Origin of the sequence: Pseudomonas sp. WMBT8 (assembly GCF_050916005.1) — a bacterium.
GTDB lineage: Bacteria > Pseudomonadota > Gammaproteobacteria > Pseudomonadales > Pseudomonadaceae > Aquipseudomonas.
The window spans coordinates 5,975,181-6,000,399 of sequence record NZ_CP188096.1 but is presented as its reverse complement, the minus strand read 5'-3'; the positions used below and the strand labels follow the sequence as shown (position 1 = coordinate 6,000,399).

The window sequence follows — 25,219 nt, the reverse complement described above, 5'->3', positions numbered from 1 at the left end:
AAGGCAACTAAGGAGGGAGCGGGTCTTACCGGGTTTAAGTGTTGGTTCTTATTGTTTTATCGGCGAAACGCCGTTTAATCAGTGGATGCACGGGAGTAGAGCAGGAAGTGTGCCAGGCGGTAAATTAGTTTGGATTTTATAAAAAACCGCTTAAAAACAATTGTTTATATGGGAAACAAAGCGCTGTGTATAACCCATGAAACAATCCGTAAGTGCGGTAACAAAGTTGCCCGTGATAGGTGCGTCTTTATTGCACGCTGCCAATGAAACGGGCACTTTGCGGGTGATCCTGTAGGCGCGAGCGAAGAACTTGAGGGTAACGCGGTTATTCAGGATAAACCGCGTTATCGTTAACGTTCTTCGCGAGCAAGCTCGCTCCTACAGGGGGGCTAGAGGTCCAGCACCAACCGTTGGCTCTTGCAGCCCGAAACACACACCATCATCGATTTGTTCGCCGCGCGCTCGGCCTTGGTCAGCACCCCGTCGCGGTGGTCGATCTGGCCTTCCACCACCCGGGTTTCACAGGAGCCGCACACCCCCTCGCGGCAGCTGTGATCGATGTCGCAACCGGCTTCGAGCAGCACATCCAGCAAGCTCAAGCCGGGTTCCACCGACAGCGTCTTGCCGGACTTTTTCAACTCCACGCTATAGCGGTTCTGCGCATCTTCGCTGGGCGGCAGTTCGGCGGCGGTAAAGCGCTCGATATGGGCATGGGGATAACCCAGGCGCTCACAGGTGCCCTCGAACGCATCCAGCATCGGCGTTGGGCCGCAGCAGTAGAAGTGCGTATCCGCAGGTTGGCCGGCGAGGTAGGCGGCGAGGTCCGGCGGCACGCCTTTTTCGTCGTTGAAGTGGTACACCACCCGCGCATCCAGGCCGTTCAAGGCTTCCACCAATGCCGCTTCCTGGCGCGAGCGTGCGCAATAGATCAGCTCGGCGGATTTGCCCTGGGCCAGCAGTTGGCGAAACATGCAGTAGATCGGCGTAATGCCGATGCCACCGGCCACCAGCACACTGTGGCTGGCGCTCAGGTCCAGCGCGAAGTTGTTGCGCGGCGCCGAGATCGACAGCGCCATGCCGACCCGCAATTGGCTGTGCACATACTCCGAGCCGCCGCGGCTGTTGCGGTCACGCAGGATGCCCACGGTGTAGCGCCCCTGGTCGCTGGGAGAATTGAGCAGCGAGTAGCTGCGCACCAGGCCGTTGGCCAGGTGCAGGTCGATGTGCGAGCCGGCCTCGAACGGCGGGAACACGGTATCGCCCAACGGCCGAAACTCCACGCTGATGATGCCTTCGGCTTCATAGCGCAGGGTGTGTACGCGGGCGTTGAGCAGGGAGGGCTTAGACATCATTCACCTCTGTGACGGTACGCAGGTCGACATCGAGCCGGGCACTGGCCTCGATCTCGACCCGAAGTTCAGGAAACACCAGCGCGCTGACGGCCACCAGGGTGGACGTGGGAAATACGGCCTGCCCGGCGAAGAAATCGCGGCGTGCGCGGCCCACCTGGTCCTTGTCGGCGATATCGGTGAGGTACACCGTCAGCCGGTAGATATTGCCCAGATGCCCACCGGCCGCCGTCACCAGCGCCTGGATCTTGCCCAGCACCACCAGGGTCTGGGCGTAGCAATCCAGGGTCGCCTCGCGGCTGGCGGGGTGTGCGGTCATCCCGGACATCACCACCTCGCGGCCGATCAGCAGCGCACTCGACCAACTGGCCCCGGCGGGCGCCACCACGACCGGGTTCATGGCAGTTGCTTCGCGTCGATCAGTTCGAGCTGGGCCTTGGCCGCGTTCTTCAGGTAACGGCGCATGCGCACCACACCCAGGTCGTGCTGGTAGAGGTTTTCGCGCTGGTTGGCGTCCGGTTCCATGAACTCCAGCAGCACCCGATCCTGCTCCAGCACGGCCCAGTGCCGCGCTTCCAGGCGGTTTTTGTAGAGGAAGCGCCAGGTGTCGCGCTGCCAGCCGGTCAGCGGTCGGCAGCGCCAGTGGAACACCGCCGAGAGCGCGCGGCTGCTTGGGGTGTAGCTGCCGATAATGGTGAAGTTGCCGCCCGGGCCGCCGGTTTTCGGGTAGGGGATTTCCAGGCGCAGCCAATGGCAGCCGTTGTCCATGAACTCGGTCCAGTCGAAGTTCACCCCGCGCTGGCCTTCCTTCTCGAAGAAGAACCCGTTGTCGGTGTCGCGGGTGACGAACTTGGCGGTGGCTTCGCCTTCACTCATCGAGTGCGACATCTTGTGCAGGTAGGTGCCGTGCATCGGGTCCATGACGTTGTCGATCACGTAGCGGTAGTCGCCTTTCCACTCGGTGTAGCAGACGAAGCTGCTCCACTCCGGGGACGTCAGTTGCTCGGGCAGCACCAGGTCCGGCGGGGTCGCTAAATGCGGGTCGGTGGCATTGAACAAAAAGATCGCGCCTGCCGCTTCGCGGGTATGGAACATGCGGGTCGGGCGGCTGCCTTCGAGTTTGCAGCCGGGGCTGCCCGGTACCTTGGTCACGGTACCGTCACAGCGCACTTCGATGCCGTGATACGGGCATTGCAGGCGATCACCCAACACCGGGCCCTGGGACAGCGGCGCACCGCGATGGGGGCAATGGTCTTCGAGGGCGTGCACGCGGCCATCGTTATCGCGCCACAGGGCGATCTTGTAGCCCAGGCGGCGTACCGATACCGGCTTTTCACCCAGCAGGTCCGAGGGTAATACCGGGAACCAGAGGTCTTTGAGGCCATTGGCCAGATGGTTTTCAACAGGGTCGACGGTCAATTGCATAGTCATTGTTTTATTCCTTCTGCCGGGTCATTCGCCCAGCCGGGCCATCAGGGTTTGATAGGCATCTGCCGTCCACTCGCCGCTGGTCAGCGGGCAGGGCGGGCCGGCCAGGTTGAGGTGGGCGAGCAGGGCCGCCAACTCGGTAACGCCGTTGCCGAAGGCGCGCTCGATGGAGTCGCCCAGCAGCTCTTCAAACTGGGTATTGGGCCGTTTGCGCGCCTGATGGGGCTCGAGGAATCGTTCGGTAGTGCTCATGTCATTGACCTCCGTTGCGTACCCGTTCGCGGATGGTTTCGCGCACCGGGATAAAGTCGTATGTCGGGAAAACTTCAGTGCTGAACACGCCCCACGCCGAGCGCTCAAGCTCCACGTTAAGGGACGGCAGCAGGCCCGGCGCCAAGCGCAGGGTGACGATCTGGCCCAGGCCCATGGCCACGGTCCAGCTCACCACCTCCACGCCTTGCGGTGGAAAGCGCTCCCACCAGTCCTGCTGCTTCATATGCCGCTGAATGTCTTCCAGGTTTTTTGATTGGTCGTGCTTGAGCAGCACGGTCACCAGCAAGGTGTCGCTCATGGTCAGGCCGCGCTTTGGGTGGGGATGGTCCAGGCGTCGTAGCCGTAGACCCAATCGGCGTTGCCGCCGTCCTTGAGCCACTGGTTGCCGCGCGAGCCGATCTGGATCTGGCTGGTGCGTTCCAGGCGCGCCTGCTGATAGCCCTGCAAGGCAGCGGCGACCTGGGACGGGCTGTCGAGGTCTTGCAGGTAACGGGCGAGCACCACCGCATCCTCGATGGCCTGGCCAGCACCCTGGGCCATGAACGGCATCATCGGGTGGCACGCATCGCCCAGCAGGGTGATCGCGCCCTTGGACCAGAACGGCAGCGGGTCGCGCTCATACAGCGCGGTCTTGAGCACATCGCTGCACGCATCCAGCAGGGCACGGGCGTCGGGGTGGAATGCCTGGTAGTGGCTGCGCAGTTCGTCGGCATCGCCGGCGCTGGTCCACGACTCTTCGTGCCAGCTGTCCTGGGCGGTGGTGGCGAAGATAAAAATATCTTTGCCCTGGTTCAGCGGGAACGTAACGATCTGGCTCTGCGGGTTGGGGCCCCACCATTTGGTGAAGGCCTGGATATTCGGCACATGGGCCACCAACTCGGCCGGCACCACCGCGCGGTACGCCACCACCCCGGTAAAGCGCGGGTGCTCTTCGCCGAACAGCGCGTTGCGCACCACCGAGTGGATACCGTCGGCGCCGATCAGCACGTCACAGTGGTGCTGGCTGCCATCCTTGAAATGCAGGCAGATGCCGTCGTCAGTGTGCTCGATCCGTTCGGCACGCTTGGCGAACTGCACCTGCTCCAGCGGGAACACTTCGGCCAGGGCCGCCAGCAGATCGGCGCGGTGGATGGTCAGTTGCGGGGCGCCATATTTCTGCTCGGCGGCGTCGGACATTTCCAGGCGTGACGTCTCTTCGCCGCTGTCCCACATCCGGCTGATACGGTGGGTCGGCCGCGCGGCCGGGATGCGCACGGCGGCGCCAATTCCCAAGCCATCCAGCGCCCGTACCGCGTTGGGGGTGAGGTTGATGTCGGCACCGACCCGCAAAAAGGCCTTGGACTGTTCAAACACGGTGACCTGGTGACCGGCGCGGTGCAGGGCGATCGCGGCGGTCAGGCCGCCGATGCCGGCGCCGGCGATAGCAATATTTAAGGAAGGCATGTGCGACTCCTGCTCAAGGTTTCGGTTTGTCGGTGAGGAACTTGCCTTGCGGCGCCTCGACGTGTTGCTGGCGCCGGGTATTGCCGTCGATACCGCCGGCAATCGCCCATTCGGCGAACACCGTGGGCCCCGGCTCAAAGGTGCGGGGCTGCCATTCGCCGGTCAGTTGGTCTTCGTCGGCGTAGTACTCCACCAGCGCGCCGGCGGGGTTTTTGAAGTACCAGAAAAACGCCGAAGACACCGGGTGGCGCCCAGGGCCGATCTCGGTCGGCCAGCCGCTGCGGGACACGTGCATGCCGCCGCCAAACACCTCGTGCACATCGCGTACGGTAAAGGCCACATGGTTCAGCCCCGCCCGTGGCGCCGGCAGTTGCAGCATGAACAGGTCGTGATGGCCGCCTTCCTCGGCGGTGCGCAAAAAGGCCCCGCGATCCGGGTAGCGGTCCGAGGCCTGGAAGCCGAAACGTTCGTGGTAGAAGGCTTCGCAGGCGTTTACGTCCTTGACGAAAAACACCACATGACCGACTTCAATCGGCGTGGCGCGCTCGTAGATCGGCGCCGCCTTGTTGATCCGACCCTTGGTCTGCCAGGTGTTGTGGCCGCTGCATTCAATCTCCAGCTCACGCTTGCGCGTCACTTGCAGGCGGATCGCCAAGCCGTTGGGGTCGGTGCAGCCGATACGCCCGTTGCCCTCGACAAACCCCGGGTCGTTGGCGATGCGTTCGGCGTACAGCGCAAGGTCCGCCGCGTCGGCCACGCCCCACACCACTTCGCGCACGGTCGAGCCGGCCTCGATGGCGGGCGGCAGGCCGGGTTTGTTCAGGTCGGCGAGCACTACGCGGCAGCCGTTGAGGGTCTCGAAGATCACCTCATCGGGTTGCGCGCTGACCTGGGTCAGGCCCCAGTCGCTGAAAAAACGCACGCAGGTGTCGAGGTCCTCGACGCCATAGGTGACTTCATCAATACCTAAAACGCTCATCACGCTACCTCGTGTGGCACACCGGCCCAGGCCAGTGGCTGTTGGTTCATGCCCCAGTAGAGGCTCTTTTGTTCCATGTATTGCAGGATCCCCAGGCGGCCTTTTTCGCGGCCCAGGCCGCTGTCGCGCCAACCGCCGAACGGCGTGGAAATCGAGAACTGCTTGTAGGTGTTGATCCACACCGTGCCGGCCTGCAAGCGCCGGCCCAGGGCCCAGGCGCGCTTGTAGTCGCGGCTCCAGATGCCTGCCGCGAGGGCGTACAGGCTGTCGTTGGCCTGCTCCAGCAGTTGCTCTTCATCGTCGAAGGGCATGGCCACCAGCACCGGGCCGAAGATTTCTTCCTGGCACACCTGTTGTTGGTTGTGCAGGCCTTCGAGGATGGTCGGCGGGTAGAAGTAGCCCTGGTCATACAGGCCACCGCTGGGGCGCTGCCCGCCCAGGCGCAGGCGCCCGCCTTCGGCCAGGCCGAGGGCGACGTAGCGTTCCACCGATTCACGATGGCTGGCGCTGATCAGCGGGCCCATCTGCGTATTTTCGTCGGCCGGGTCGCCCATGCGCAGGTTCGCGGCGGCGGCTACCAGGCGTTGCATGAAGGGTTCGTACAGGGCGCGCGCGACAAACAGCCGCGAGCCGGCAATACAGGCCTCGCCCGAAGAGCTGAAGATGCCGTAGAGCACGCCCGCCACCGCGTGGTCGAGGTCGGCGTCATCAAGGACGATGGTCGGCGACTTGCCGCCCAGCTCCAACGACACCGGCATCATCTTGTCGGCGGCGATATGGGCGATGTGCTTGCCAGTGCGGGTGCCGCCGGTGAACGACACGCGCTTGACCAGCGGGTGGCGGGTCAGCGCGTCGCCCAGCAGCGAGCCTTTGCCGGGCAGCACGCTGATCAGGCCCTTGGGCAGGCCGGCCTCTTCACACAAGCGCGCCAGGCGCAGGGCCAGCAGCGGGGTGATTTCCGCTGGCTTGATCACCACCGCATTGCCCGCCGCCAGGGCTGGCGCGACCTTTTGCGCCTCGCTGGCAATCGGCGAATTCCACGGGGTGATCGCGGCGACCACGCCCATCGGCTCATACACGCTCATGCTGACGAAATCGCCGCGCGAGGGGGTGATGGTTTCTTCCAGGGTTTCGCAGGCGGCGGCGAAGAACTGGAAGGTGCCGGCCGCACTGGCCACCAGCGCGCGGGTTTCATTGATCGGCTTGCCGTTGTCCTGGCGTTGCAGCTGCGCCAGCTCTTCACTGTGCAGGCGGATCAGCTCGGCGATGCGGTACAGCACGCTGGCCCGCTCATGGGGTTTGCGCTGGGCCCAGCCGCTGTGCAGGAAGGCCTGGTGTGCGCCCTGGATGGCGTCTTCCACATCCTGCAAATCGGCAGCATTGAGCCAGGCCACGGCCTCGCCGGTGGCCGGGTAGCGGCTGGCGTAGCGTTCGCCACGGCCCAGGCGCCAGTGGCCGGCGATGCAGATCGGTAAAGTCTGTTCGAGAGTCATCGACGGGCTCCTAAATTGAGATGGCATGGGCGTGGTTGCCCAGCGCACGGACCACGCTGTACACGGTCAGCGCCGAGGTCTTGGGGTTGGCCAAAAGCGGCTTGCCGCGCAGGCTCAACTCGAAACGGCCAAAGGCGCCACGGGCTTCGAAGTGGTGGACGTTTTCGTCGCTGTGGGGGTCGGCGATCAGCGTGACGTGGGTGCGATCCAGGCCCAGCCCGGCCAGGGACAGGGTGGCGGCGACGTTGGCGTTTTTCGGATACAGCCGCGCGGCTTCGCGGGCGCTGCCCTGGAAGATCACCGTGGCTTGGCTGATGGTGTCCAGGTCGCACGCCTGCTCGCCGGGAGTGTTTTTCCAGGCGCGGGCCGGCTTGCGCCCGGTGTAGTTGACCGAATCCAGGCCGCCGACCTTGGCCGCCGACAACGCATCAATACCGCCAATCGCACCGGGCAGCAGCTCGATGCGGGTCTTGCCGCGCTCAGCGGCTGCTTCCAGGCGCTCGACCAGACCCACTTCGGACAAGGCGCCGACCGACACAATCAGGCAGGCAATCCCACGCTCCAGGGCCGGCAGCACATGTTCCTCGATAGCGCGGTGGCCGGCGCATTCCACCAGCAAATCCGGGCGCGTATCGGCGGGCAAGGCGGTGAGCACCTGCGGCGGTCGCTTGAAACTGGCCAGGCGCTGGCGCACCAACGCCTCTGAGCCCTCGGAGGCAATGACGTAATCCACGCACAACTGCGGATCGTTCTCCAGCAGCTCCAGCACGCCGACGCCAATGGCGCCGCAGCCGATCATGGTGATATGCAACATGCGGCGATCCTCAGGCGGTGGCCTTCTGGGCTTTGGTTTCGCTGTTGGGCGGGCCGGCGAACTGGGTGGCGAAATTGCCCACGCTGAGCATGTCCACTTCCAGCAGGAACGGGCCGGGTTGGCTCAGGGCGCTGTCGACCACCTTGCCGAAATCCTTGAGGTCGGTGACCAGGCCGTGGCGCAAGCCCATGGATTCGGCGAGCTTGGTGTAGTCCGGGGTGTGCAGGTCGACATAGCAATGCCGGCTGCCGTAGACCGCGTCCTGGATATTGCGGATCACCCCATAGCGCTGGTCGTTCATCAGCAGGATCACCAGGTTGGCGCGCTCCTGGACCAGGGTCGCCAGCTCACCCAGGTTGAGGATGAAACCGCCATCGCCCGCCAGGGCGAACACCTTGCGCTCGGGCGCGGTTTCAGCGGCTGCGACCGCGGCGCCGATGCCCATCGCCAGGCCTTGGCCGATACCGCCGCCCAAGGCGTGAACCCCGGCACGCGGGTGGTACAGGTTGAGCAGGCGGTTGCCCCAGATGCTGTTGGACAGGGTCACATCGCGCACCCAGGAGAAGTTGCGCCCGGTGCTGGCCTGCAATTGCTCGACCATCGCCGAGTACGGGCCCAGGTCCGCCACCAGTTGGTTGCGCGATTGCTCGCGCACGGCCTTGAGTTCGACGAGGAATTGCGGATCGGTATGCAGGCGGCCTTCCAGGCGGTCAGCCAGGCCGTCCAGGGCCAGGGCCGTATCGCCGCAGATAAACAGCTCGCTGGCATAGCTGCGGCCTTCGATGGCCGGGTTGGCGTCGATGCGCAGGGTGTTCTGCGGCAGCTTGAGCGCGTACTTGAAGGTCTCGTTGCTGCGCAGGCGCGACCCGGCGATCAGCAGTGCATCGCAGGTTTGCAGGAACTGCTCGACCCGTTTGTTCTGCGAAAAGGCCCCCAGGCAGCGCTCGTCGTCTTCATTGACCACGCCACGGCCTTGGGTCGAGGTGATCACCCCCACGCCCATCGCCAGCAGGCGCTTGACCTGCGCCCCGGCATGCCGTGCGCCGCCACCGAGCCAGAGCATCGGGCGCTTGGCACTGGCCAGGCGCGCGGCCACCAGGTCGAGGGCTTCCGGTGCCGGCACGGCGACCGGGATCGGCAGCGGCGACAGGTCGGTAGGCATCGGGATAAAGGTCGACTGGATATCGATCGGGATCTCGACGCTGACCGGGCCGGTGGGCGCGGTGAGGGCGGTCTGTACCGCGAGCTTCAGGGTGCTGATGGCGGTCTCGACGCTGCGCACGCGAAAGGCGGCCTTGGACACGGCCTTGAGCATGTTCAACTGGTCGCGGGCTTCGTGGATATACGCCAGTTCCTGATCCAGGTATGGCGTCTCGATCTGCCCGGTGATGTGCAGCAGCGGGGTGCCGGCAGTCTGCGCTTCAACCATGGCGCCGGCGGCATTGCCGGCGGCGGTGCCGGTGGAGGTCAGGCACACGCCCAGGCCGCCGGTGGTACGGGCATAGGCGTCAGCCATGTTGGCGGCGCCGGCTTCACCCCGGGCCATGACAAAGCGGATATTGCCGCGCACGGCGAAGGCATCGAGGATCGGCATGTTGTGGATCGAGATCACGCCAAACGCGGCCTTGACGTCGCATTGTTCGAGAAAGGCGGTGATGGCAGCGCCCACGGTGACAGTGTTTTCATTACGCATGGCGGGACAGGCCTCCGGATACATCGATATGGCTGCCTGTGGTGTAAGCCGACAGAGGCGAGGCCAGAAACAGGATCGCGCGGGCCGCTTCAATCGGCAGGCCCAGGCGCCCCAGGGGAATATGTTTTTGTTGGGCCAGGCGGGCGGTCCATTGCGCCCAGTCGAGGTCGCGTTCTTCACGCGCTTCGAAGCGGCGGCGCCATTGCCCGGACTCCACCAGGCCAATCAGGATGCCGTTGACGCGGATGCCTTGCGGGGCGAACTCGGTGGCCATCGAGCGCACCAGGTTCTTGATCCCGGCGCGGGCGGCCGAGGTGGCGACCATGTGCGGCTCCGGCTGGCTGGCCAGCAGTGAGTTGACGCAGACGATGGCGGCATCGGCCTGGTTTTGCAGCTGCGGCTTGAAGGCGCGGACCGGGTTGATCACCGAAAAAAACTTCAGGTGCAGCTCTTCGGTCCAGGCGCTGTCGGTGGTGTCTGCGAAGGTCGAGACCCGGCCTTGCCCGGCGTTGTTGATCAACACACTGGCGGCGCCCAGCGCGGCCTGGCTGGCGCTGGCAAAGGCGTTGACCGCTTCGCCATCGAGCACATCGCACACCTGGGCCAGCAGTTGGCCTTGGGGGAAACGTTGGCGCAGGTCGCTTTCGGCACGGCGCAGGCGTTCTGCATCGCGGCCGCAGAACGCAACGGCGGCGCCGGCTTCCAGCAGCAGCTCGACGCACGCCAGGCCAATGCCCGAGGAGCCTCCGGTGACGATTGCGGTGCGGCCCTGCAATGGATAAAGGCTCATCTCAATCTCTCATCAAGGCAGTGACGCGGGGCTGGCTGCTGTGGGCGCCGCCGTTGTAGTTGAGCAGGCGCGACAGCTCGTCGGCGCTGCGCCGTACCTGGGTCAACAGCTCTTCAAAATTCACATGACCGATCTGCGTGGTCGGGATGGTCACGCCGAGGGCGGCCACGATGTCGCCGCTCTGGTCGCGCACGGGCGCGGCCACTGTGGAAATCGCCGATTCAAAGAACCCTTCGCCGCTGACAAAGCCGCGCTGGCGGTCGGCCTGGAGCATGTCGAACAGCTCCATCACGGTTTTGGGGGTGCAGTGGGAGTGCTGTTCCAGGTGTTCCTCGGGGTACAGCTCGCGCAGTTCGGCCAGTGACAGGTCTTCGAGGAGGATGCGCCCCAGCACCGTGGCATGGGCCGGCAGGCGGGTGCCGACGTTAACCGCGTTGGAGAACACCGACGGCGGCGAAACCTTGGCCACATAGACGATGGAACGCCCGTCGCGCACCACCAGGTTGCTGGGGTAGTTAACCCGGTCGCACAAACGGGCCAGCAGCGGCTGGCCGAGTTCGGTCAGCTCCAGCGAGGCCAGGTACTCGAAGCCCAGGCGCAGCACCGACATGCCCAGGCGGTATTCGTTGCCGCTGCGGGTGACGAAGCCCATGGTTTCCAGGGTGGTCAGCAGGCGGAAAATGGTCGAGCGCGGCAGCGCCAGGCGCCGTGCCAGTTCCGGCGCGGTCAGGGTGCGGTTGCGCCGGCTGAACTCGCAGAGCAGCAGCAAGCCGCGCTCCAGGCCCGGCACGATGTATTTGTCCTGAGCATCCTTCAGCAGATCTGAGTCGTTCATAGGGTTCTACCTGTCAGGGATTGTTTGAGGGCGTAGGCCAGGCGACCGGCAACCACCAGCGGTTGTTCGATGGGGCTGGCATGGCCTGCGTCGGCGATCAGGTTGAAGCTGGCACCCAGGGCCTTGGCCACGCCCAGGCAGGTGTCGGGCGTGGTGATGGCGTCGGCTTCGCCGCAATGCACTTCGCAGGGCATTGCAGGTTGGCCGTGGCGCAGCAGGTCGTCGCCGCACAGCAGCTCGACGGCCTGGCGATAACCCAGCGGGTTCAGGCGGGCCATGTTCCAGTGCACCCAGGCCAACGCTTCGGGCTGGGCCCGCGACGAGAGCATGTGGGCGCTACGTTGTGCGGCCAGGCCGGCGATACCCAGGCGTTGCAGGTTATCCAGGCGTTGCTGGCGTACTTGCTGGCGCTGCTGGCTGCGCTCGGGTGCGCCATAGCCGCGAGCCGGGCTGATCAGCACCAGGCGGCTCACCCGCTTGGCCTGGGCACTGCGGGCCAAGGCCAGGGCGGTCAGTGCGCCCAGGGAATGGCCGACCAGCACGCACTCGTTCACCTCCAGCGCATCGAGCATCTGCACCAGGCGGGCGGCGTATTGCTCGGCCTTGGGCACGTCCGACTCCAGGGGGCTGGAGTCGCCATAGCCGGGCGCGTCCCAGGCGATGACCCGGGCCTGGGCCGCCAGGTGCTGTGCCACTTGCAGCCAGGACGCCGCGCCCGAGCCGATACCGTGCAGCAACACCACCGCCGGCCCCGTGCCGCATTCGCGCAGGGCCTGCTGGCCACCGGCGGCGGCGACCAGGCGCTGGGGGAAGTCGCGCTGCAGTTGGGCTTGCAGGTCGGCCGTCGGCGCGGCTTGGGTGAGTCCTGGCAACATGGGCTTACCCGCGCTTGATCGAGGCCAGAGGGTGCTCTGGCGGATAGGTCGGGGTGATCGGCTTTTTCGCGCCGAGCATCACGCACATCAGCGCGTCTTCGTCGCCGATATTGATCTCTTCGCGGTACACGCCCGGCGGCACGGAAATCACGTCGCGGTCGGTGAGGATGGTTTCGAAACGCTCGCCGTCCTTTTCCAGTACCACCTTGAGTTTGCCGCGCAGCACGAAAAACACTTCTTCGACGTCAATGTGCAGGTGCGGCGGGCCTTCGTGGCCGGCCGGGATGACCATGGTGGAAAAGGTGAAGTGCTCCGACGGGATGGTGTTCATGTCGGTGCTGATGCCGGTGCCGCCAGTGCCGATGTAGCGCATTTGCGCACGGCGGAACTTGGGGTCGTAGTCGGCCTGGAACTTCAGGGCATCCCAGTCGTACTTGCGCGTCTCGTAGCGGGCGATGCGCGTGCTCATCCAGCTTTCCAGGCTGGCGCCGGCAGGGCGGTCCCAGCTTTTTGGGGTGTCGTTTTGGGCAGATAGATCAGTCATGACAGTCTCCAGATCAAGGCATGACGAACCCGCCGTTGACCGGCAGGGTTTGTCCAGTGATAAAGCGGGCAAGGTCGGACAGCGCGAACAGCACGGCGCCGCTGACGTCTTCGGGCAATTGCGGGCGTTGCAGGGCCCGTTGGTCGTTGTACAAACGGTGGCGCGCCTCGGGCACGTAGGCGGTGGCTTCCACCAGCACCAGGCCAGGGGCGATGGCGTTGACGGTGATGTTGTCGCTGCCCAGCTCACGGGCCAGGCTGCGGGTCATGGCGATGATCGCGCCCTTGCTGGCGACGTAGGCCAACAGGTTCGGTGCACCCCACAGCGGGGTGTCCGAGGCCAGGTTGACGATGGCGCCCTGGCCGCTGGCGCGCAGGGCCGGCAGGCAGGCGGTGGTCATCAGCCAGGTGCCGCGCACGTTGACCTGCATCACCTGGTCCCAGGTGTCGATGCTCAGCTCTTCGCAGCCCTTGCCCCCGGAGTTGGTGATCGAGGCGTTGTTCACCAGGCCGTCGAGGCCGCCCAGCAGGCTGATCGTCGCGTCGACACAGGCCTGGATCGAGGTGGGTTGCGCCAGGTCGACAGCCACGGCCTGCACGTCCAGGCCCAGCGCCCGTAATTCACCGGCGGCCTGCTGTACACGCTCGTGCAGCACATCGGCAATCACCACCCGGGCGCCGGCCTGGCCGATGGCCTGGGCAAAGGCATAGCCCAGGCCCCGTGCGCCACCGGTGACCAGCACGCGGCGGCCTGCAAGCAAAAGGTCATGGCGGCTCATCATTGGGTGCTCAACATGGCTTTGGGCATGTAGTGCAGGACGCGTTTTTCCGCCCACACCACTGCGCCGTAGGCGATCACCCCAATCAGGGTCAGCGCGACAATGGCGACGAACACCCCAGCGGTGTTGCCCTGGCCCTCGGCGTCTACCAGCAAGAAGCCCAGGCCCTGGTTGCCGCCCACCAGCTCACCGACGGTGACGCCGATCACGGCCAGGGTCGAGGCGATACGCAGGCCGGAAAACAGTGCGGCCATGGCCGACGGGAACTCCACCAGGCGGAAGATCTGCCAGCGGCTGGCATTCATGGTGCGTACCAGGTTGATCATGTCCGGGTCGACGGTGCGGATTGCCGAGAGCACGTTGATCATCACTGGGAAAAACACGATCAGGATCGCAATCAGAATCTTCGGGTAGATGGTGTAGCCCAGCCACATCACGAACAGCGGCGCGAAGGCGACTTTCGGGGCGATCTGCAAGGCCAGGATGTACGGCGACAACATGGCTTCGGCCGCCGGCGACAGGCCCAGCGAGACGCCGATCATCACTCCCAGCAGGGCGCCGAGGGCGAAGCCGACGACGATCTCCAGGGCGGTGATCAGGGTGTGTTGCAGCAGGCCGCCGGTTTGCCACATCACCAGGCCTTCCTGGGCCACGCGGCTGAGTTTGGGCATGACGAACTCGGGCATGCCGAGCAGGCCGGGGCCCCATTGCCAAAGCACCAGGAACAGGATCAGCAGCGCGACGCTACCGAGCACGGAGTTGTTGTTTTTCATCGTGTACGTACCTCAATGTCCCGGTGGTTCACTGTGCGGCGACCGGGCTGTCGACGAATTGGTTGGTGAAGAGGTCTTCAAGCGGAGTCGCCTGGGTGACGATGCCCTCGCTGACATAGAACTGCAGGACCTTGTCCAGGTGCTGCGGATCGATGTGCCCGAGCACGGCCTGCTTGGCGTAGACGTGTTCGACGTAGAGCTTGAAGATCTTCTCCAGCGAGTCTTCCTTGCCGGCGTAGGCCGGTACCGCCTTGGCGAAGGTCACGGCGGCGGCGCGCGGGTCCTGGATGATGTCGCGCATGCCTTGCAGGGTGCCCTGGACCACGCCGCGCACAATCTGGGGCTGGTTCTTGATCGCGTCGTCGGAGGCGAGAATCGCCTGGGCCATGCTCTCGAAAATCTGGTCCTGGGGGATCAGCTTGATCTGCACCCCGGCTTCCTCGGCATTGATCACCCAGTCCGGCACGCCCGCCATGGCCTGGGCCTTGTTGGCGGAGAACAATTGCCAGACCCCGGCGGGGCCGGCGGCCTGGATGTTCACGTCGTTCTTGCCCAGCCCGGCTTTGCGCAGCGAGGCGAGCAGGGCGTAGTAGGTGGTGTCGGAGTACGACATCACCGTCATGGTCTTGCCCTTGAGGTCGCTGACGCTGTTGATGTTGTCCTTGGCGTTGGTGGCGATCATCGTCACCCCGCCGTCGCCCAGCACCGCCACGGCGCGCACCGGGATGCCATTGGCCCGCACCACGATCGGCGTGTCACCGATGGCCCCGCCGATCAGCGCATTACCGGCGCCGATCTGCTTGGCCACGTCCACGCCACCTTTGGCGGCGATAAAGGTCAGGTCCAGGTCCTGGGCCGTGTAGTAGCCCTTTTCCTTGGCGATGATCCACGGAGCGAACGCGGGCGAGTTGGGCGGCGCCGGCAGCAGGTAGGTGACCTTGGTCGGCTGCGCCTGGGCGGCACAGGCCATGCCGAGGCCCAGGCTGAGGGCGCAAAGACGTTGAAACAGAGACTTGAGCATGGGGACTCCTGAATCGGTTGGGGGCCGCAAGGGCGGTGATCAGTGCAGTTCGGTGTCGGCGCCGACTTGGAGCAACTCCATCAGGCGGCCGACCAGCGGGCCGATTTCCGGCAGCTTGCGGCGCTCCAGGGGGTTGTCGCGAAACGGCAGGTCGATACTGATTTCTTCGATGATCGTGCCGGGGCGGGCGCTCATGACCAGCAAGCGGTCGGACATGGCGATGCCTTCGATCAGGTCATGGGTGATGAACAGCGCGGTCTTCTTCTCGTCGAACAGCATCCGCGCCATGTCCTGTTGCAGGATCATCTTGGTCTGGGCATCGAGGGCCGAGAACGGCTCGTCGAGGAACAGCACCTGCGGGTCGATGGCCAGGGTGCGGGCCAGGGCGGCGCGCTGGCGCATGCCACCGGATAGCTGGAACGGGTAGTGATCGGCGTAGCCATTGAGGTGGCAGCGCTCGAGCAGGTCGAGGGCGACTTTCTGCCGGGTGGCGGCGGGTACGCCCTGGATCTCCAGGCCCAGTTCGACGTTGCGGCGGATGCTGCGCCAGGGCATCAGCAGGTCTTTTTGCAACATGAACGCAACCTGCGGCACCGGCCCGGTGACCGGCTCGCCACCAACGAACACTTCACCTTCGCTGGGGCGGTACAGGCCTGAGCCCATATTGAGAATGGTGCTCTTGCCACAACCGGAAGGGCCGATGATCGACACCACTTCACCCCGGCGAATCTTGAAGTTCACCTCGCGAATGGCGAAGGGCGCGTCTGCTTTACCCTTGGCCGGGAAACATTTACCGACATTGCGAAATTCAATTTCAGTCGGCTCCAGCTCTTCCCTGAGAGCTTGGTTATTCCATTGGGGCGTCACGGCGTACATCTCTTTCACAGCCATCAGGTAGGTACTCTGGTCTGTTTTATAGGTGATACGCCGTTTAGTGCATGAACAATGCCAGGGGGTTATTTCCTACAAACTATTAGTAAATATCCTTTGATATTAGTGATTTAGGTTCTAGTAGTTGGAAGTTGGTTGTTTCATATATGAAACGTTGGTTCTTATATGGCACGAAATTGCACACTGCTTGAGCGTGTAATGGGAAGTTGCAAGAAGTCGGTGCTTTATTGGGTAACGCGGGGAAGTTGCGAAAGGCGTTATTTGTTTTATATGTAAAACGCATTCGAGGGACTGGTTGCGTTTATGTAGGAGCCGGCTTGCCGGCGATGGCGTTCTTGAAATGTTGTACCTGCCTTGAGGACCTCATCGCCGGCAAGCCGGCTCCTACAAAGGTTGGGGGTTGGCAAATTGCGGGCAAAAAAAAGGGCCTGAAGAGCAAGTCTTCAAGCCCTCAAAAGGGTGAGAGGTGTCTAGTCCCTCAACCTGGTGAGCGGTGCTACATGCGTTCAGGCCTTCAAAGGCACCAGACGCGGGGCAATCATGTTTTCCGGGCGCAGGATGTCGTCGAGCATGGCGTCGTCGAGCAAGCCTTCTTCGCGCACCAGTTCCAGCACGCCGCGACCGCTTTCGAGGGCAATGCGGGCGATGCGGGTGGCGTTTTCATAGCCGATGTACGGGTTCAGCGCGGTGACCAGGCCGATGGAGTGCTCCACCAGTTCGCGGCAGCGTGCTTCGTTGGCGGTGATGCCGACGATGCAGTGCTCGCGCAGCATGTCCATGGCGCGTTGCAGCAGGCGGATCGAGTCGAAGATCTTGAAGGCGATCAGCGGCTCCATCACGTTCAGTTGCAGCTGGCCGCCTTCGGCCGCCATGGTCAGGGCCAGGTCGTTACCGATGACCTGGAAGGCCACCTGGTTCACGGCTTCCGGGATGACCGGGTTGACCTTGCCGGGCATGATCGAGCTGCCTGGCTGACGCGCTGGCAGGTTGATTTCGTTGATCCCGGTACGTGGGCCGCTGGACAGCAGGCGCAGGTCGTTGCAGATCTTCGACAGCTTCACCGCCGTACGCTTGAGCATGCCGGAGAACAGCACGAACGCGCCCATGTCGGAGGTGGCTTCGATCAAGTCGGCCGCCGGTACCAGCGGCTGGCCGCTGATGGTGGCCAGGCGCTGTACAGCCAGGGCCTGGTAGCGCGGGTCGGCGTTGATGCCGGTACCGATGGCGGTGCCGCCCAGGTTGACTTCGGTCAGCAGCTCCGGCGCCAGGGTCTTGAGGCGTGCCAGGTCTTCACCCAGGGTCGTGGCGAAGGCACGGAATTCCTGGCCGAGGGTCATCGGCACGGCATCTTGCAGCTGGGTACGGCCCATTTTCAGGACGTGGCCGAACTCGACACCCTTGGCGGCGAACGCCTGGATCAGGCTGTCGAGGCTGGCCAGCAGCGCGTCATGGCCCAACAGCAGACCCAGGCGGATCGCGGTCGGATAGGCGTCGTTGGTCGACTGCGCCATGTTCACGTCGTTGTTGGGGTGCAGATATTGGTACTCGCCCTTGTTGTGGCCCATGGCCTCCAACGCGATGTTGGCGATGACTTCGTTGGCATTCATGTTGGTTGAAGTGCCAGCGCCGCCTTGAATCATGTCCACCACGAACTCTTCGTGGAAGTCGCCGCGGATCAGGCGGGCGCAGGCTTCGCTGATGGCAGCGTGCTTGGCTTCGCTGAGCTGGCCCAACTCGCGGTTGGCATCAGCGGCGGCTTGCTTGACCATTGCCAGACCGACCACCAATTTCGGGTAATGCGAAATCGGAACGCCGGAGAGACGGAAGTTATTCACGGCTCGCAGGGTCTGGATGCCGTAATACGCTTGGGCAGGTACTTCGAGTACGCCAAGCAGGTCTTTTTCTGTGCGGAATGATGCAGCGGAGGACATGACGGAAATCATCTCGATATGGACCCGGGCTAGGCCGGAACGCTGTGAATGCTAGGCTTGTGGGAGTTTTTGGGCCAATGCTATTAAGCGCTGGCCTATGCACAAACGGCATAATGTTGATGTGACCCGGTTAACATGGCGGGCGTGTGTGCCAAAATGGTGCATGCCCTGGAGAATCAGATGAACCTTGAAAGCAAATGGCTGGAAGACTTTAGCGCCCTGGCGGCCACGCGCAGCTTCTCCCAGGCGGCGGAGCGGCGCTTTGTCACCCAGCCGGCCTTCAGTCGACGCATCCGCAGCCTTGAGGCGGCCCTGGGGCTGACGCTGGTCAACCGTTCGCGCACGCCCGTCGAATTGACGGCGGCGGGGCAGTTGTTCCTGGTAACGGCGCGCACGGTGGTCGAGCAACTGGGCGAAGTGCTACGCCATTTGCATCACCTTGAAGGCGGCCAGGGCGAAGTCATGCAAGTCGCGGCGGCGCACTCCCTGGCGCTGGGCTTTTTCCCACGCTGGATCGCGCAATTGCGCAACGAAGGGCTGAACATCGCCACGCGGCTGGTCGCGACCAACGTCGGCGACGCGGTGCATGCCCTGCGCGAAGGTGGCTGCGACCTGATGCTGGCGTTCTACGACCCGGATGCGGCAATGCAGATGGACCCGGATATTTTCCCGTCGCTGCACCTGGGCAATACCGAAATGCTCCCAGTGTGCGCCGCCGATGCCGATGGCAAGCCGCTGTTTGACCTGGAAGGCGAGGGCAGCGTGCCATTGCTGGCCTACAGCGCTGGGGCATTCCTCGGGCGTTCGGTGAACCTGCTGCTGCGCCAGCGCGCCCTGCGCTTTACTACGGTGTATGAAACCGCCATGGCCGACAGCCTTAAAAGCATGGCGCTGGAAGGGCTGGGGATTGCCTGGGTACCACAGTTGAGCGTGCGCGCCGAGCTGGCCCGGGGTGAACTGGTAGTGTGCGGCGGGCCGCAGTGGCATGTGCCGCTGGAGATCCGCCTGTATCGCTGCGCGTTGGTGCGCAAGGCGAACGTGCGGTTGTTGTGGCGCAAGTTGGAAGGTGGGGCAACGCAGAATCCGCCGGCCGAACGCGGTTAACTGTAGGAGCTGGCTTGCCAGCGATAGCAGTGTGCCAGTCGAATATTTGGTGCTGATTGACCGCAATCGCCGGCAAGCCGGCTCCTACAGGTTTTGGGTGTTTTGGCTGACTCTGAAGTCAATAAAACCGCAGGTTTGACCGGTAAGACAGATGGTCATTCCAGGGGCTGTTTATCTGCATTATTACGGTATACTGCGCGGCCTTCGGCCGGTCCAACCGGCCTTAATTCGTACAACAAGCCACGCCGGATTTCCCGCGTGGCTTGTTGTTTTTTGACGCGCCTGCGGGCGCCCAGAGAGAAGAGGCACGACGATGAGTGCATTGGTTGGCGTGATCATGGGCTCCAAGTCCGATTGGTCCACCCTTAGCCACACCGCCGATATGCTGGAAAAACTCGGCATTCCGTTTGAAGTGAAGGTGGTTTCCGCCCACCGCACGCCGGACTTGCTGTTCCAGTATGCCGATGAAGCAGAATCCCGTGGCATCGAGGTGATTATCGCCGGTGCCGGTGGCGCAGCCCACCTGCCGGGCATGTGTGCGGCCAAGACCCACTTGCCGGTACTCGGTGTGCCGGTGCAGTCGTCGATGCTCTCGGGCGTGGATTCGCTGCTGTCCATCGTGCAGATGCCCGCCGGCATTCCGGTGGCCACCCTGGCGATCGGCAAGGCTGGCGCGATCAACGCGGCATTGCTGTCGGCCAGTATCCTGGGCGCCAAGCATCCACAGTTCCACGCGGCCCTGAAGAAATTCCGCGCCGAACAGACTGACAGCGTCCTGGACAATCCAGACCCACGCATCGCCTGAGGTTGTTGATTGATGAAAATCGGTGTAATCGGTGGCGGCCAACTGGGTCGCATGCTGGCCCTGGCGGGTACGCCGCTGGGGATGAACTTCGCGTTTCTTGATCCGGCGCCGGACGCCTGTGCGGCGGCCCTGGGCGAACACCTGCGGGCGGACTACAGCGACCCGGACCACTTGCGCCAACTGGCCGATGAAGTCGACCTGGTGACCTTCGAGTTCGAAAGTGTGCCGGCCGAAACCGTGGCGTTCCTGTCGCAATTCGTGCCGGTGTACCCGAGCGCCGAAGCCCTGCGCATCGCCCGTGATCGCTGGTTCGAAAAGAGCATGTTCAAGGACCTGGGCATTCCGACCCCGGCCTTCGCCGACATCCAGTCCCAGGCGGACCTGGACGCTGCCGTCGCCAGCATCGGCCTGCCGGCTGTGCTGAAAACCCGCACCCTGGGGTACGACGGCAAGGGCCAGAAAGTCCTGCGTACTGACGCCGATGTGGTCGGCACCTTCGCCGAGCTGGGCAGTGTCGCCTGCCTGCTGGAAGGCTTCGTGCCGTTCACCGGCGAAGTCTCGCTGGTGGCCGTGCGCGCCCGTGATGGCGAAACGCGCTTCTACCCGTTGGTGCACAACACCCACGACAGCGGCATCCTCAAGCTGTCCGTGGCCAGCACCGACCACCCGTTGCAGGCCCTGGCCGAAGACTATTCCAGCCGCGTGCTCAAGCAACTGGATTATGTTGGCGTGATGGCCTTCGAATTCTTTGAAGTGGACGGTGGCCTCAAGGCCAACGAAATCGCCCCGCGCGTGCACAACTCCGGGCACTGGACCACCGAAGGCGCCGAGTGCAGCCAGTTCGAAAACCACCTGAGGGCGGTTGCGGGCCTGCCACTGGGTTCCACGGCCAAGGTGGGCGAGAGCGCGATGCTCAACTTCATTGGTGTGGTGCCGCCGGTAGAGCAGGTCATTGCGATTGATGACTGCCACCTGCATCACTACGGCAAGGCCTTCAAGGTCGGGCGCAAGGTCGGCCACGCCAACCTGCGTTGCAAGGACCGCGCGACACTCGACGCGCAGATCGCCAAGGTCCAGGCACTGATCGCCGCGCAATAACCCACGGGCTGGCGGGAACCATTGGTGACCGCCATCCTCTGATTGCAGGATGCCAAAGTCTGACTAGGCTTCAGCTAACTTTCATTCAGAGGGAAATGCCATGGGTATCATTGGGACCATCTTTATCGGTTTGATCGTCGGCCTGCTGGCGCGTTTCCTGAAACCAGGCGACGACAGCATGGGCTGGATCATGACCATCCTGCTGGGTATCGCCGGCTCCCTGGCGGCGACCTATGGCGGCCAGGCGCTGGGTATCTACCAGGCAGGCCAGGGCGCAGGCTTCATTGGCGCGCTGGTCGGTGCCATCGTGTTGCTGGTGATCTACGGTCTGCTGAAAAAGAAATGATTTAGCGACAAGCCCTCTGCGCTGCGCAGGCGCAGAGGGCTAGAATGCCGGCACTGTGTTCATTTGCCGAGCCCCTTCATGCGCCGCCTCCTGTTGACTGTCCTTTTGCTGGGTTCAAGCCTGGCCCACGCCGCCCAATTGCCGGAAACCGACTGGCTGGAACTGATGCCTGAGTCAGACCAGAAAGCCCTGGAGCAAATGCCGGATATCGACCACAACTCCCCGGAAGCCTTGGGCACCTTTACCGAAAAGGGTGGCTTGAAGCAGAGCAAAGGCTTGCCGGCGGTGATGTATTCGACCAAGACCGTGGCCGCCCTGAACGGCAAGCATATCCGCCTGGGGGGCTACCCGGTGCCATTGGAAACCGACGCCAAGGGCCGCAGCACCTTGTTCTTCCTGGTGCCTTACCCGGGCGCGTGCATCCACGTGCCGCCGCCGCCGCCAAATCAGTTGGTGTTGGTGCGCTATCCCAAGGGCTTGAAGCTGGATGACATCTACACGCCGCTTTGGGTGACCGGCACCTTGAAGGTAGAGACGGTCAACAACGACCTGGCGGATGCGGCGTATGCGCTGGATGCGGGAGTGGTGAGGGTGGTGCAGGAAGCGGATCTATAACCAGCGCTACAAAACCCCGGGCTTGGGTGGGAGCGGGCTTGCTCGCGATAGCGGTGTATCAGTCGCCGAATGTATCGGCTGAAACACCGCCATCGCGGGCAAGCCCGCTCCTACATTTTGGTTAGGTTACAGGGGCAGACTGGCGATGCTCACGCCCATGGTGTGACTAGCGCCCGGTGCCAGTGCCACCACATCGTCCAGCACATTCGCCGTCTCGATGCACAGCATGCCCTGCCAGCCGTCATCGGCCATGTCATCGAAGGCCTTGGCGCGTTCAGTCCAGGGGTTCCAGATCACGGTCGATTTTGATCCTTGGCTGGTGAGCTGGATCTGGCGCTGCCAGTCTTTATCGACAATGTTCAACTGTGCCGGCGTGTCGAGGTAGATACGGTCGGTCTCGGCGCTGAAGTGCAGTGCGCCGACCTGTTGCTTGGTCACCCAGCCGTCGGCGGTATCGATATAGTCCAATCCGTCCAGGCCTTCGACCTGCACCTTGCGTACGTCGCTGACCGCGAAGTAGCTGTGCAGCGCCTGGCTGATGGTCACGGTGTCGGTGCTGCGGTTGTGGCTGGTCAGGCGGATATGCAGTTGCTCGTCGAGCAGGATGCTCATTTTCAGATCGACCTGATGGGGCCAGCCAGGGAAGCCGTCAGCAGGTGCCGGCAGGACCAGTTCAACCCGATTGTCTTCGACGCCGGCCAAGGTCCAGATGGCCGTGCGCGCGAAACCATGGGCGCCGGCCGGCTGATCACTCTGGCGCATCGCCTTGACGCTTTGCGGGTTGCGCTCGAACACACCAAACCACGGCCAGCACACCGGCACGCCCGTACGGATACCTTTGCCAGCCTTGAACACAGCCTGCTCGTTTGGCCAGATCACCGGCTTAGCGCCAGCGGGCTGGTAACTGAACACGTGCGCACCCTGTTGGGCCACCAGCACTTCGGCGCCGTTGTGGCGGATGCGCCAGCAGTCCAGCTCATCCATTTTCACGGCTTCAACGTGGGGCGTAGGCATACAAGGCTCTCTTAGTGACAGGCAATGGGGCAATGGACCGTCAAACCGCCGCGAGGTTTAACGCGCCCGCGACGGAACCGACCGGGTGCGCCCGCTGCCATCAATGGCGACGAACACAAACACCGCCTCGGTGACTTTGCGCCATTCGCTGGACAGCGGGTCATCGCTCCACACTTCGACCATCATCTGGATCGAGCTGCGGCCGATTTCCAGGGCCTGGGTGTAGAAGGACAACTGCGCGCCCACCGCCACCGGAACCAGGAAGGCCATGCGGTCGATGGCTACGGTAGCCACGCGGCCGCCGGCGACCTTGCTGGCCATTGCCGTGCCGGCCAGGTCCATCTGCGCTACCAGCCAGCCGCCGAAAATATCGCCGAAACCGTTGGTTTCACGGGGCAGTGCGGTGATTTGCAGGGCGAGATCGCCTTGCGGGATAGGATCTTCTTGTTCGAGTTCGATCATGCCGGGGGTGCCTCTGACCCGTGACTCTTGGACTATGTAATCGGTGAATAGCCGTCTTGGAAAAACGATTCAGCCCCGAACATACTACGTTCGTCACGTTTTTCGAAAGGCGCCTTGAGGGAAACTCTGCGAAATCGGCTGGCCGGTGCCAACGACGTTTTCGCGCAACTTCCACTGATATGCCGGTGCAAGGCGGGCAGTATATCGGTCGCTAGCCTGCGCGACGACCATTGGGGCCGGATTTTGTACATCTATCTGCGTGGCTTTGAAGGTGTCGGGCAAATGGCCAAAACAGTCATGCAACTTGAGGGGTTTGACCATTGTTTCTTTTAAACCCTGCACCCCAGTATTTGCTGGCGTTTTTGGTCCCCGACAATAATTCGAAGAAGGAAGAGGCGGGCCTTGCAAGGTGGTGACTTTGCGAGTCGGCGCCAACCGCTGTGCAGGTGTTTAGACTGTGCTTTTCCAGGCAATTTGTTATCTTGCCGGACCTGCCAGGCCAAACCAGCACTGTTGCGGATTCCTGATCTGACCTAATAAGAGAAGCCTTGCCATGACCACAGTGCCTTCAAGCATTGCGCCGCCCGCACGACCGCTGAACCGCAACGACTACAAAACCCTGTCGCTGTCGGCCCTGGGCGGCGCGCTGGAGTTCTACGACTTCATCATCTTCGTGTTCTTCGCCACGGTGGTCGGGAAGCTGTTTTTCCCCGCCGACATGCCCGAATGGCTGCGCCTGATGCAGACCTTCGGCATCTTCGCCGCCGGCTACCTGGCGCGGCCGCTGGGCGGGATCATCATGGCGCACTTCGGCGACCTGCTGGGGCGCAAGAAGATGTTCACCTTGAGCATCTTCATGATGGCCGTGCCGACCCTGATCATGGGTCTGTTGCCGACCTACGCGCAAATCGGCCTGTGGGCTCCGATCCTGTTGCTGCTGATGCGCGTGATCCAGGGCGCGGCGATTGGTGGCGAAGTGCCGGGGGCGTGGGTTTTTGTTTCTGAGCATGTCCCACCACGCCATATCGGCTACGCCTGCGGCACCCTGACCAGCGGCCTGACCGCCGGGATCCTCCTGGGTTCGCTGGTGGCCACCGCCATCAACACCCTGTACACCCCGGAGCAGGTGTCGGACTACGCCTGGCGGATCCCGTTCCTGTTGGGCGGTGTATTCGGCCTGTTTTCGGTGTACCTGCGCCGCTGGCTGCACGAAACGCCGATCTTCGCCGAAATGCAGCAGCGCAAGACCCTGGCCGCCGAGCTGCCCTTGCGTGCGGTCCTGCGTGACCACCGTGGCGCCATCGTGCTGTCGATGCTGCTGACCTGGCTGCTGTCGGCCGGTATCGTCGTCGTGATCCTGATGACCCCGACCGTGCTGCAGACCATCTACCACTTCAGCCCGACAGTCTCGTTGCAGGCCAACAGCCTGGCGATCGTCACACTGAGCCTGGGCTGCATCCTCTCCGGCGCGCTGGCTGACCGCTTTGGCGCCGGGCGCGTGCTGATCGCCGGTTGCGCATTACTGCTTGCGACCTCGTGGACGCTGTATCACAGCCTGCTGGACCACCCAAACTGGCTGTTCCCGCTGTACACCCTTACCGGCCTGTTCGTCGGCGTGGTCGGCGTGGTGCCCTACGTGATGGTCAAGGCCTTCCCGCCGGTGGTGCGCTTCAGCGGCCTGTCGTTTTCCTACAACGTTGCCTACGCGGTGTTCGGTGGTCTGACGCCGTTGGTGGTGTCGCTGCTGATGAAAGAAAGCCCAATGGGCCCGGCGTACTACGTTGCCGTGATCTGCACGATGGGGATGCTGGTGGGTGCCTACCTGTGGAAACGCGGGCGCTGAACCTGGCAAGTCCCCTGTAGGA

At 63.4% G+C, this 25,219-nt stretch carries 27 protein-coding genes; 6 read left to right on the top strand and 21 right to left on the bottom strand.

Features of this window, described 5'->3' with window-relative positions; translation table 11 throughout:
• Positions 1-389: 389 nt before the first annotated feature.
• The 19 genes from ACO77H_RS27515 to aspA all read right to left on the bottom strand — a co-directional run bounded on the left by ACO77H_RS27515 (position 390) and on the right by aspA (position 17,910).
• The gene (locus tag ACO77H_RS27515) at positions 390-1,349 is read right to left on the bottom strand and encodes a PDR/VanB family oxidoreductase (RefSeq protein ID WP_169955450.1); all 960 of its coding nucleotides are present in this window, start codon (positions 1,347-1,349) and stop codon (positions 390-392) included.
• Positions 1,342-1,749 carry a Rid family hydrolase gene (locus ACO77H_RS27510; RefSeq protein WP_432754791.1) on the bottom strand — a complete coding sequence of 136 codons (408 nt, stop codon included), beginning with the start codon at positions 1,747-1,749 and terminating at the stop codon, positions 1,342-1,344. Before ACO77H_RS27510 ends, ACO77H_RS27515 begins: the two co-directional genes overlap by 8 nt.
• Positions 1,746-2,780, bottom strand: a complete 1,035-nt coding sequence (locus ACO77H_RS27505) for an aromatic ring-hydroxylating oxygenase subunit alpha (protein ID WP_172313786.1) — start codon at positions 2,778-2,780, stop codon at positions 1,746-1,748. The genes ACO77H_RS27510 and ACO77H_RS27505 overlap by 4 nt, the downstream gene beginning before the upstream one ends.
• Before the next feature lie 21 nt (positions 2,781-2,801).
• Positions 2,802-3,029, bottom strand: a complete 228-nt coding sequence (locus tag ACO77H_RS27500) for a recombinase-like helix-turn-helix domain-containing protein (RefSeq protein WP_029289990.1) — start codon at positions 3,027-3,029, stop codon at positions 2,802-2,804.
• 1 nt (position 3,030) lies between these two features.
• Positions 3,031-3,348 carry a hypothetical protein gene (locus tag ACO77H_RS27495; protein WP_169955447.1) on the bottom strand — a complete coding sequence of 106 codons (318 nt, stop codon included), beginning with the start codon at positions 3,346-3,348 and terminating at the stop codon, positions 3,031-3,033.
• A gap of 2 nt (positions 3,349-3,350) precedes the next feature.
• A complete protein-coding gene (locus ACO77H_RS27490) occupies positions 3,351-4,493 on the bottom strand; it encodes an FAD-dependent monooxygenase (protein WP_432754790.1) in 1,143 nt (380 codons plus the stop codon).
• Positions 4,494-4,506: 13 nt separating this feature from the next.
• Positions 4,507-5,472: a VOC family protein gene (locus ACO77H_RS27485; RefSeq protein WP_169955445.1), complete on the bottom strand. Its 966-nt coding sequence runs from the start codon at positions 5,470-5,472 to the stop codon at positions 4,507-4,509.
• Positions 5,472-6,965 carry an aldehyde dehydrogenase gene (locus ACO77H_RS27480; RefSeq protein WP_170042051.1) on the bottom strand — a complete coding sequence of 498 codons (1,494 nt, stop codon included), beginning with the start codon at positions 6,963-6,965 and terminating at the stop codon, positions 5,472-5,474. The genes ACO77H_RS27485 and ACO77H_RS27480 overlap by 1 nt, the downstream gene beginning before the upstream one ends.
• A 10-nt stretch (positions 6,966-6,975) precedes the next feature.
• Entirely contained in the window at positions 6,976-7,779 is an 804-nt protein-coding gene (locus ACO77H_RS27475; RefSeq protein ID WP_169955443.1) for an aspartate dehydrogenase, read from the bottom strand.
• 10 nt (positions 7,780-7,789) lie between these two features.
• A complete protein-coding gene (locus ACO77H_RS27470) occupies positions 7,790-9,472 on the bottom strand; it encodes a thiamine pyrophosphate-binding protein (RefSeq protein ID WP_170057517.1) in 1,683 nt (560 codons plus the stop codon).
• On the bottom strand, positions 9,465-10,262 hold the full coding sequence (locus ACO77H_RS27465; RefSeq protein WP_170057518.1) for an SDR family oxidoreductase: 798 nt from the start codon (positions 10,260-10,262) through the stop codon (positions 9,465-9,467). The genes ACO77H_RS27470 and ACO77H_RS27465 overlap by 8 nt, the downstream gene beginning before the upstream one ends.
• A gap of 1 nt (position 10,263) precedes the next feature.
• On the bottom strand, positions 10,264-11,097 hold the full coding sequence (locus ACO77H_RS27460; RefSeq protein WP_169955440.1) for an IclR family transcriptional regulator: 834 nt from the start codon (positions 11,095-11,097) through the stop codon (positions 10,264-10,266).
• Complete coding sequence (locus ACO77H_RS27455; RefSeq protein ID WP_432754789.1) at positions 11,094-11,972, bottom strand: alpha/beta fold hydrolase; 879 nt, start codon at positions 11,970-11,972, stop codon at positions 11,094-11,096. The genes ACO77H_RS27460 and ACO77H_RS27455 overlap by 4 nt, the downstream gene beginning before the upstream one ends.
• A 4-nt stretch (positions 11,973-11,976) precedes the next feature.
• Entirely contained in the window at positions 11,977-12,516 is a 540-nt protein-coding gene (locus ACO77H_RS27450; protein ID WP_029289969.1) for a cupin domain-containing protein, read from the bottom strand.
• Positions 12,517-12,529: 13 nt separating this feature from the next.
• Positions 12,530-13,294: an SDR family oxidoreductase gene (locus ACO77H_RS27445; protein ID WP_170057521.1), complete on the bottom strand. Its 765-nt coding sequence runs from the start codon at positions 13,292-13,294 to the stop codon at positions 12,530-12,532.
• A complete protein-coding gene (locus ACO77H_RS27440) occupies positions 13,294-14,067 on the bottom strand; it encodes an ABC transporter permease (protein ID WP_076963115.1) in 774 nt (257 codons plus the stop codon). The genes ACO77H_RS27445 and ACO77H_RS27440 overlap by 1 nt, the downstream gene beginning before the upstream one ends.
• Before the next feature lie 28 nt (positions 14,068-14,095).
• Positions 14,096-15,088 carry an ABC transporter substrate-binding protein gene (locus tag ACO77H_RS27435; RefSeq protein ID WP_169955437.1) on the bottom strand — a complete coding sequence of 331 codons (993 nt, stop codon included), beginning with the start codon at positions 15,086-15,088 and terminating at the stop codon, positions 14,096-14,098.
• A 39-nt stretch (positions 15,089-15,127) separates the two neighbouring features.
• The gene (locus tag ACO77H_RS27430; RefSeq protein WP_262376972.1) at positions 15,128-15,964 is read right to left on the bottom strand and encodes an ABC transporter ATP-binding protein; all 837 of its coding nucleotides are present in this window, start codon (positions 15,962-15,964) and stop codon (positions 15,128-15,130) included.
• A gap of 521 nt (positions 15,965-16,485) precedes the next feature.
• Positions 16,486-17,910 (bottom strand): aspartate ammonia-lyase, encoded by a 1,425-nt coding sequence (aspA, locus tag ACO77H_RS27425; protein WP_038444539.1) that lies wholly within the window; start codon positions 17,908-17,910, stop codon positions 16,486-16,488.
• A 180-nt stretch (positions 17,911-18,090) separates the two neighbouring features.
• Here aspA and ACO77H_RS27420 point away from each other — a divergent pair, with 180 nt between their 5' ends.
• The 5 genes from ACO77H_RS27420 (at position 18,091) to ACO77H_RS27400 (ending at position 21,878) form a co-directional block, all read left to right on the top strand.
• Entirely contained in the window at positions 18,091-19,014 is a 924-nt protein-coding gene (locus ACO77H_RS27420) for a LysR substrate-binding domain-containing protein (protein ID WP_432754788.1), read from the top strand.
• A 313-nt stretch (positions 19,015-19,327) separates the two neighbouring features.
• Positions 19,328-19,819 carry a 5-(carboxyamino)imidazole ribonucleotide mutase gene (purE, locus tag ACO77H_RS27415; RefSeq protein ID WP_057440545.1) on the top strand — a complete coding sequence of 164 codons (492 nt, stop codon included), beginning with the start codon at positions 19,328-19,330 and terminating at the stop codon, positions 19,817-19,819.
• 12 nt (positions 19,820-19,831) lie between these two features.
• Complete coding sequence (locus tag ACO77H_RS27410) at positions 19,832-20,917, top strand: 5-(carboxyamino)imidazole ribonucleotide synthase (RefSeq protein ID WP_032856724.1); 1,086 nt, start codon at positions 19,832-19,834, stop codon at positions 20,915-20,917.
• 100 nt (positions 20,918-21,017) lie between these two features.
• On the top strand, positions 21,018-21,263 hold the full coding sequence (locus tag ACO77H_RS27405) for a GlsB/YeaQ/YmgE family stress response membrane protein (RefSeq protein WP_029289950.1): 246 nt from the start codon (positions 21,018-21,020) through the stop codon (positions 21,261-21,263).
• Between the two features lie 78 nt (positions 21,264-21,341).
• Positions 21,342-21,878 carry a DUF3299 domain-containing protein gene (locus ACO77H_RS27400; protein WP_169955434.1) on the top strand — a complete coding sequence of 179 codons (537 nt, stop codon included), beginning with the start codon at positions 21,342-21,344 and terminating at the stop codon, positions 21,876-21,878.
• Between the two features lie 126 nt (positions 21,879-22,004).
• Here the strand turns inward: ACO77H_RS27400 and ACO77H_RS27395 are convergent, their stop codons facing one another.
• Both ACO77H_RS27395 and ACO77H_RS27390 read right to left on the bottom strand, forming a co-directional pair.
• Positions 22,005-22,892, bottom strand: a complete 888-nt coding sequence (locus ACO77H_RS27395; protein WP_432754787.1) for a D-hexose-6-phosphate mutarotase — start codon at positions 22,890-22,892, stop codon at positions 22,005-22,007.
• Positions 22,893-22,949: 57 nt separating this feature from the next.
• The gene (locus ACO77H_RS27390) at positions 22,950-23,354 is read right to left on the bottom strand and encodes an acyl-CoA thioesterase (RefSeq protein WP_003176975.1); all 405 of its coding nucleotides are present in this window, start codon (positions 23,352-23,354) and stop codon (positions 22,950-22,952) included.
• Positions 23,355-23,916: 562 nt separating this feature from the next.
• Between ACO77H_RS27390 and ACO77H_RS27385 the strand changes: the two genes are divergently transcribed.
• Positions 23,917-25,197: an MFS transporter gene (locus tag ACO77H_RS27385; protein WP_170042267.1), complete on the top strand. Its 1,281-nt coding sequence runs from the start codon at positions 23,917-23,919 to the stop codon at positions 25,195-25,197.
• The last annotated feature ends 22 nt before the right edge of the window (positions 25,198-25,219 follow it).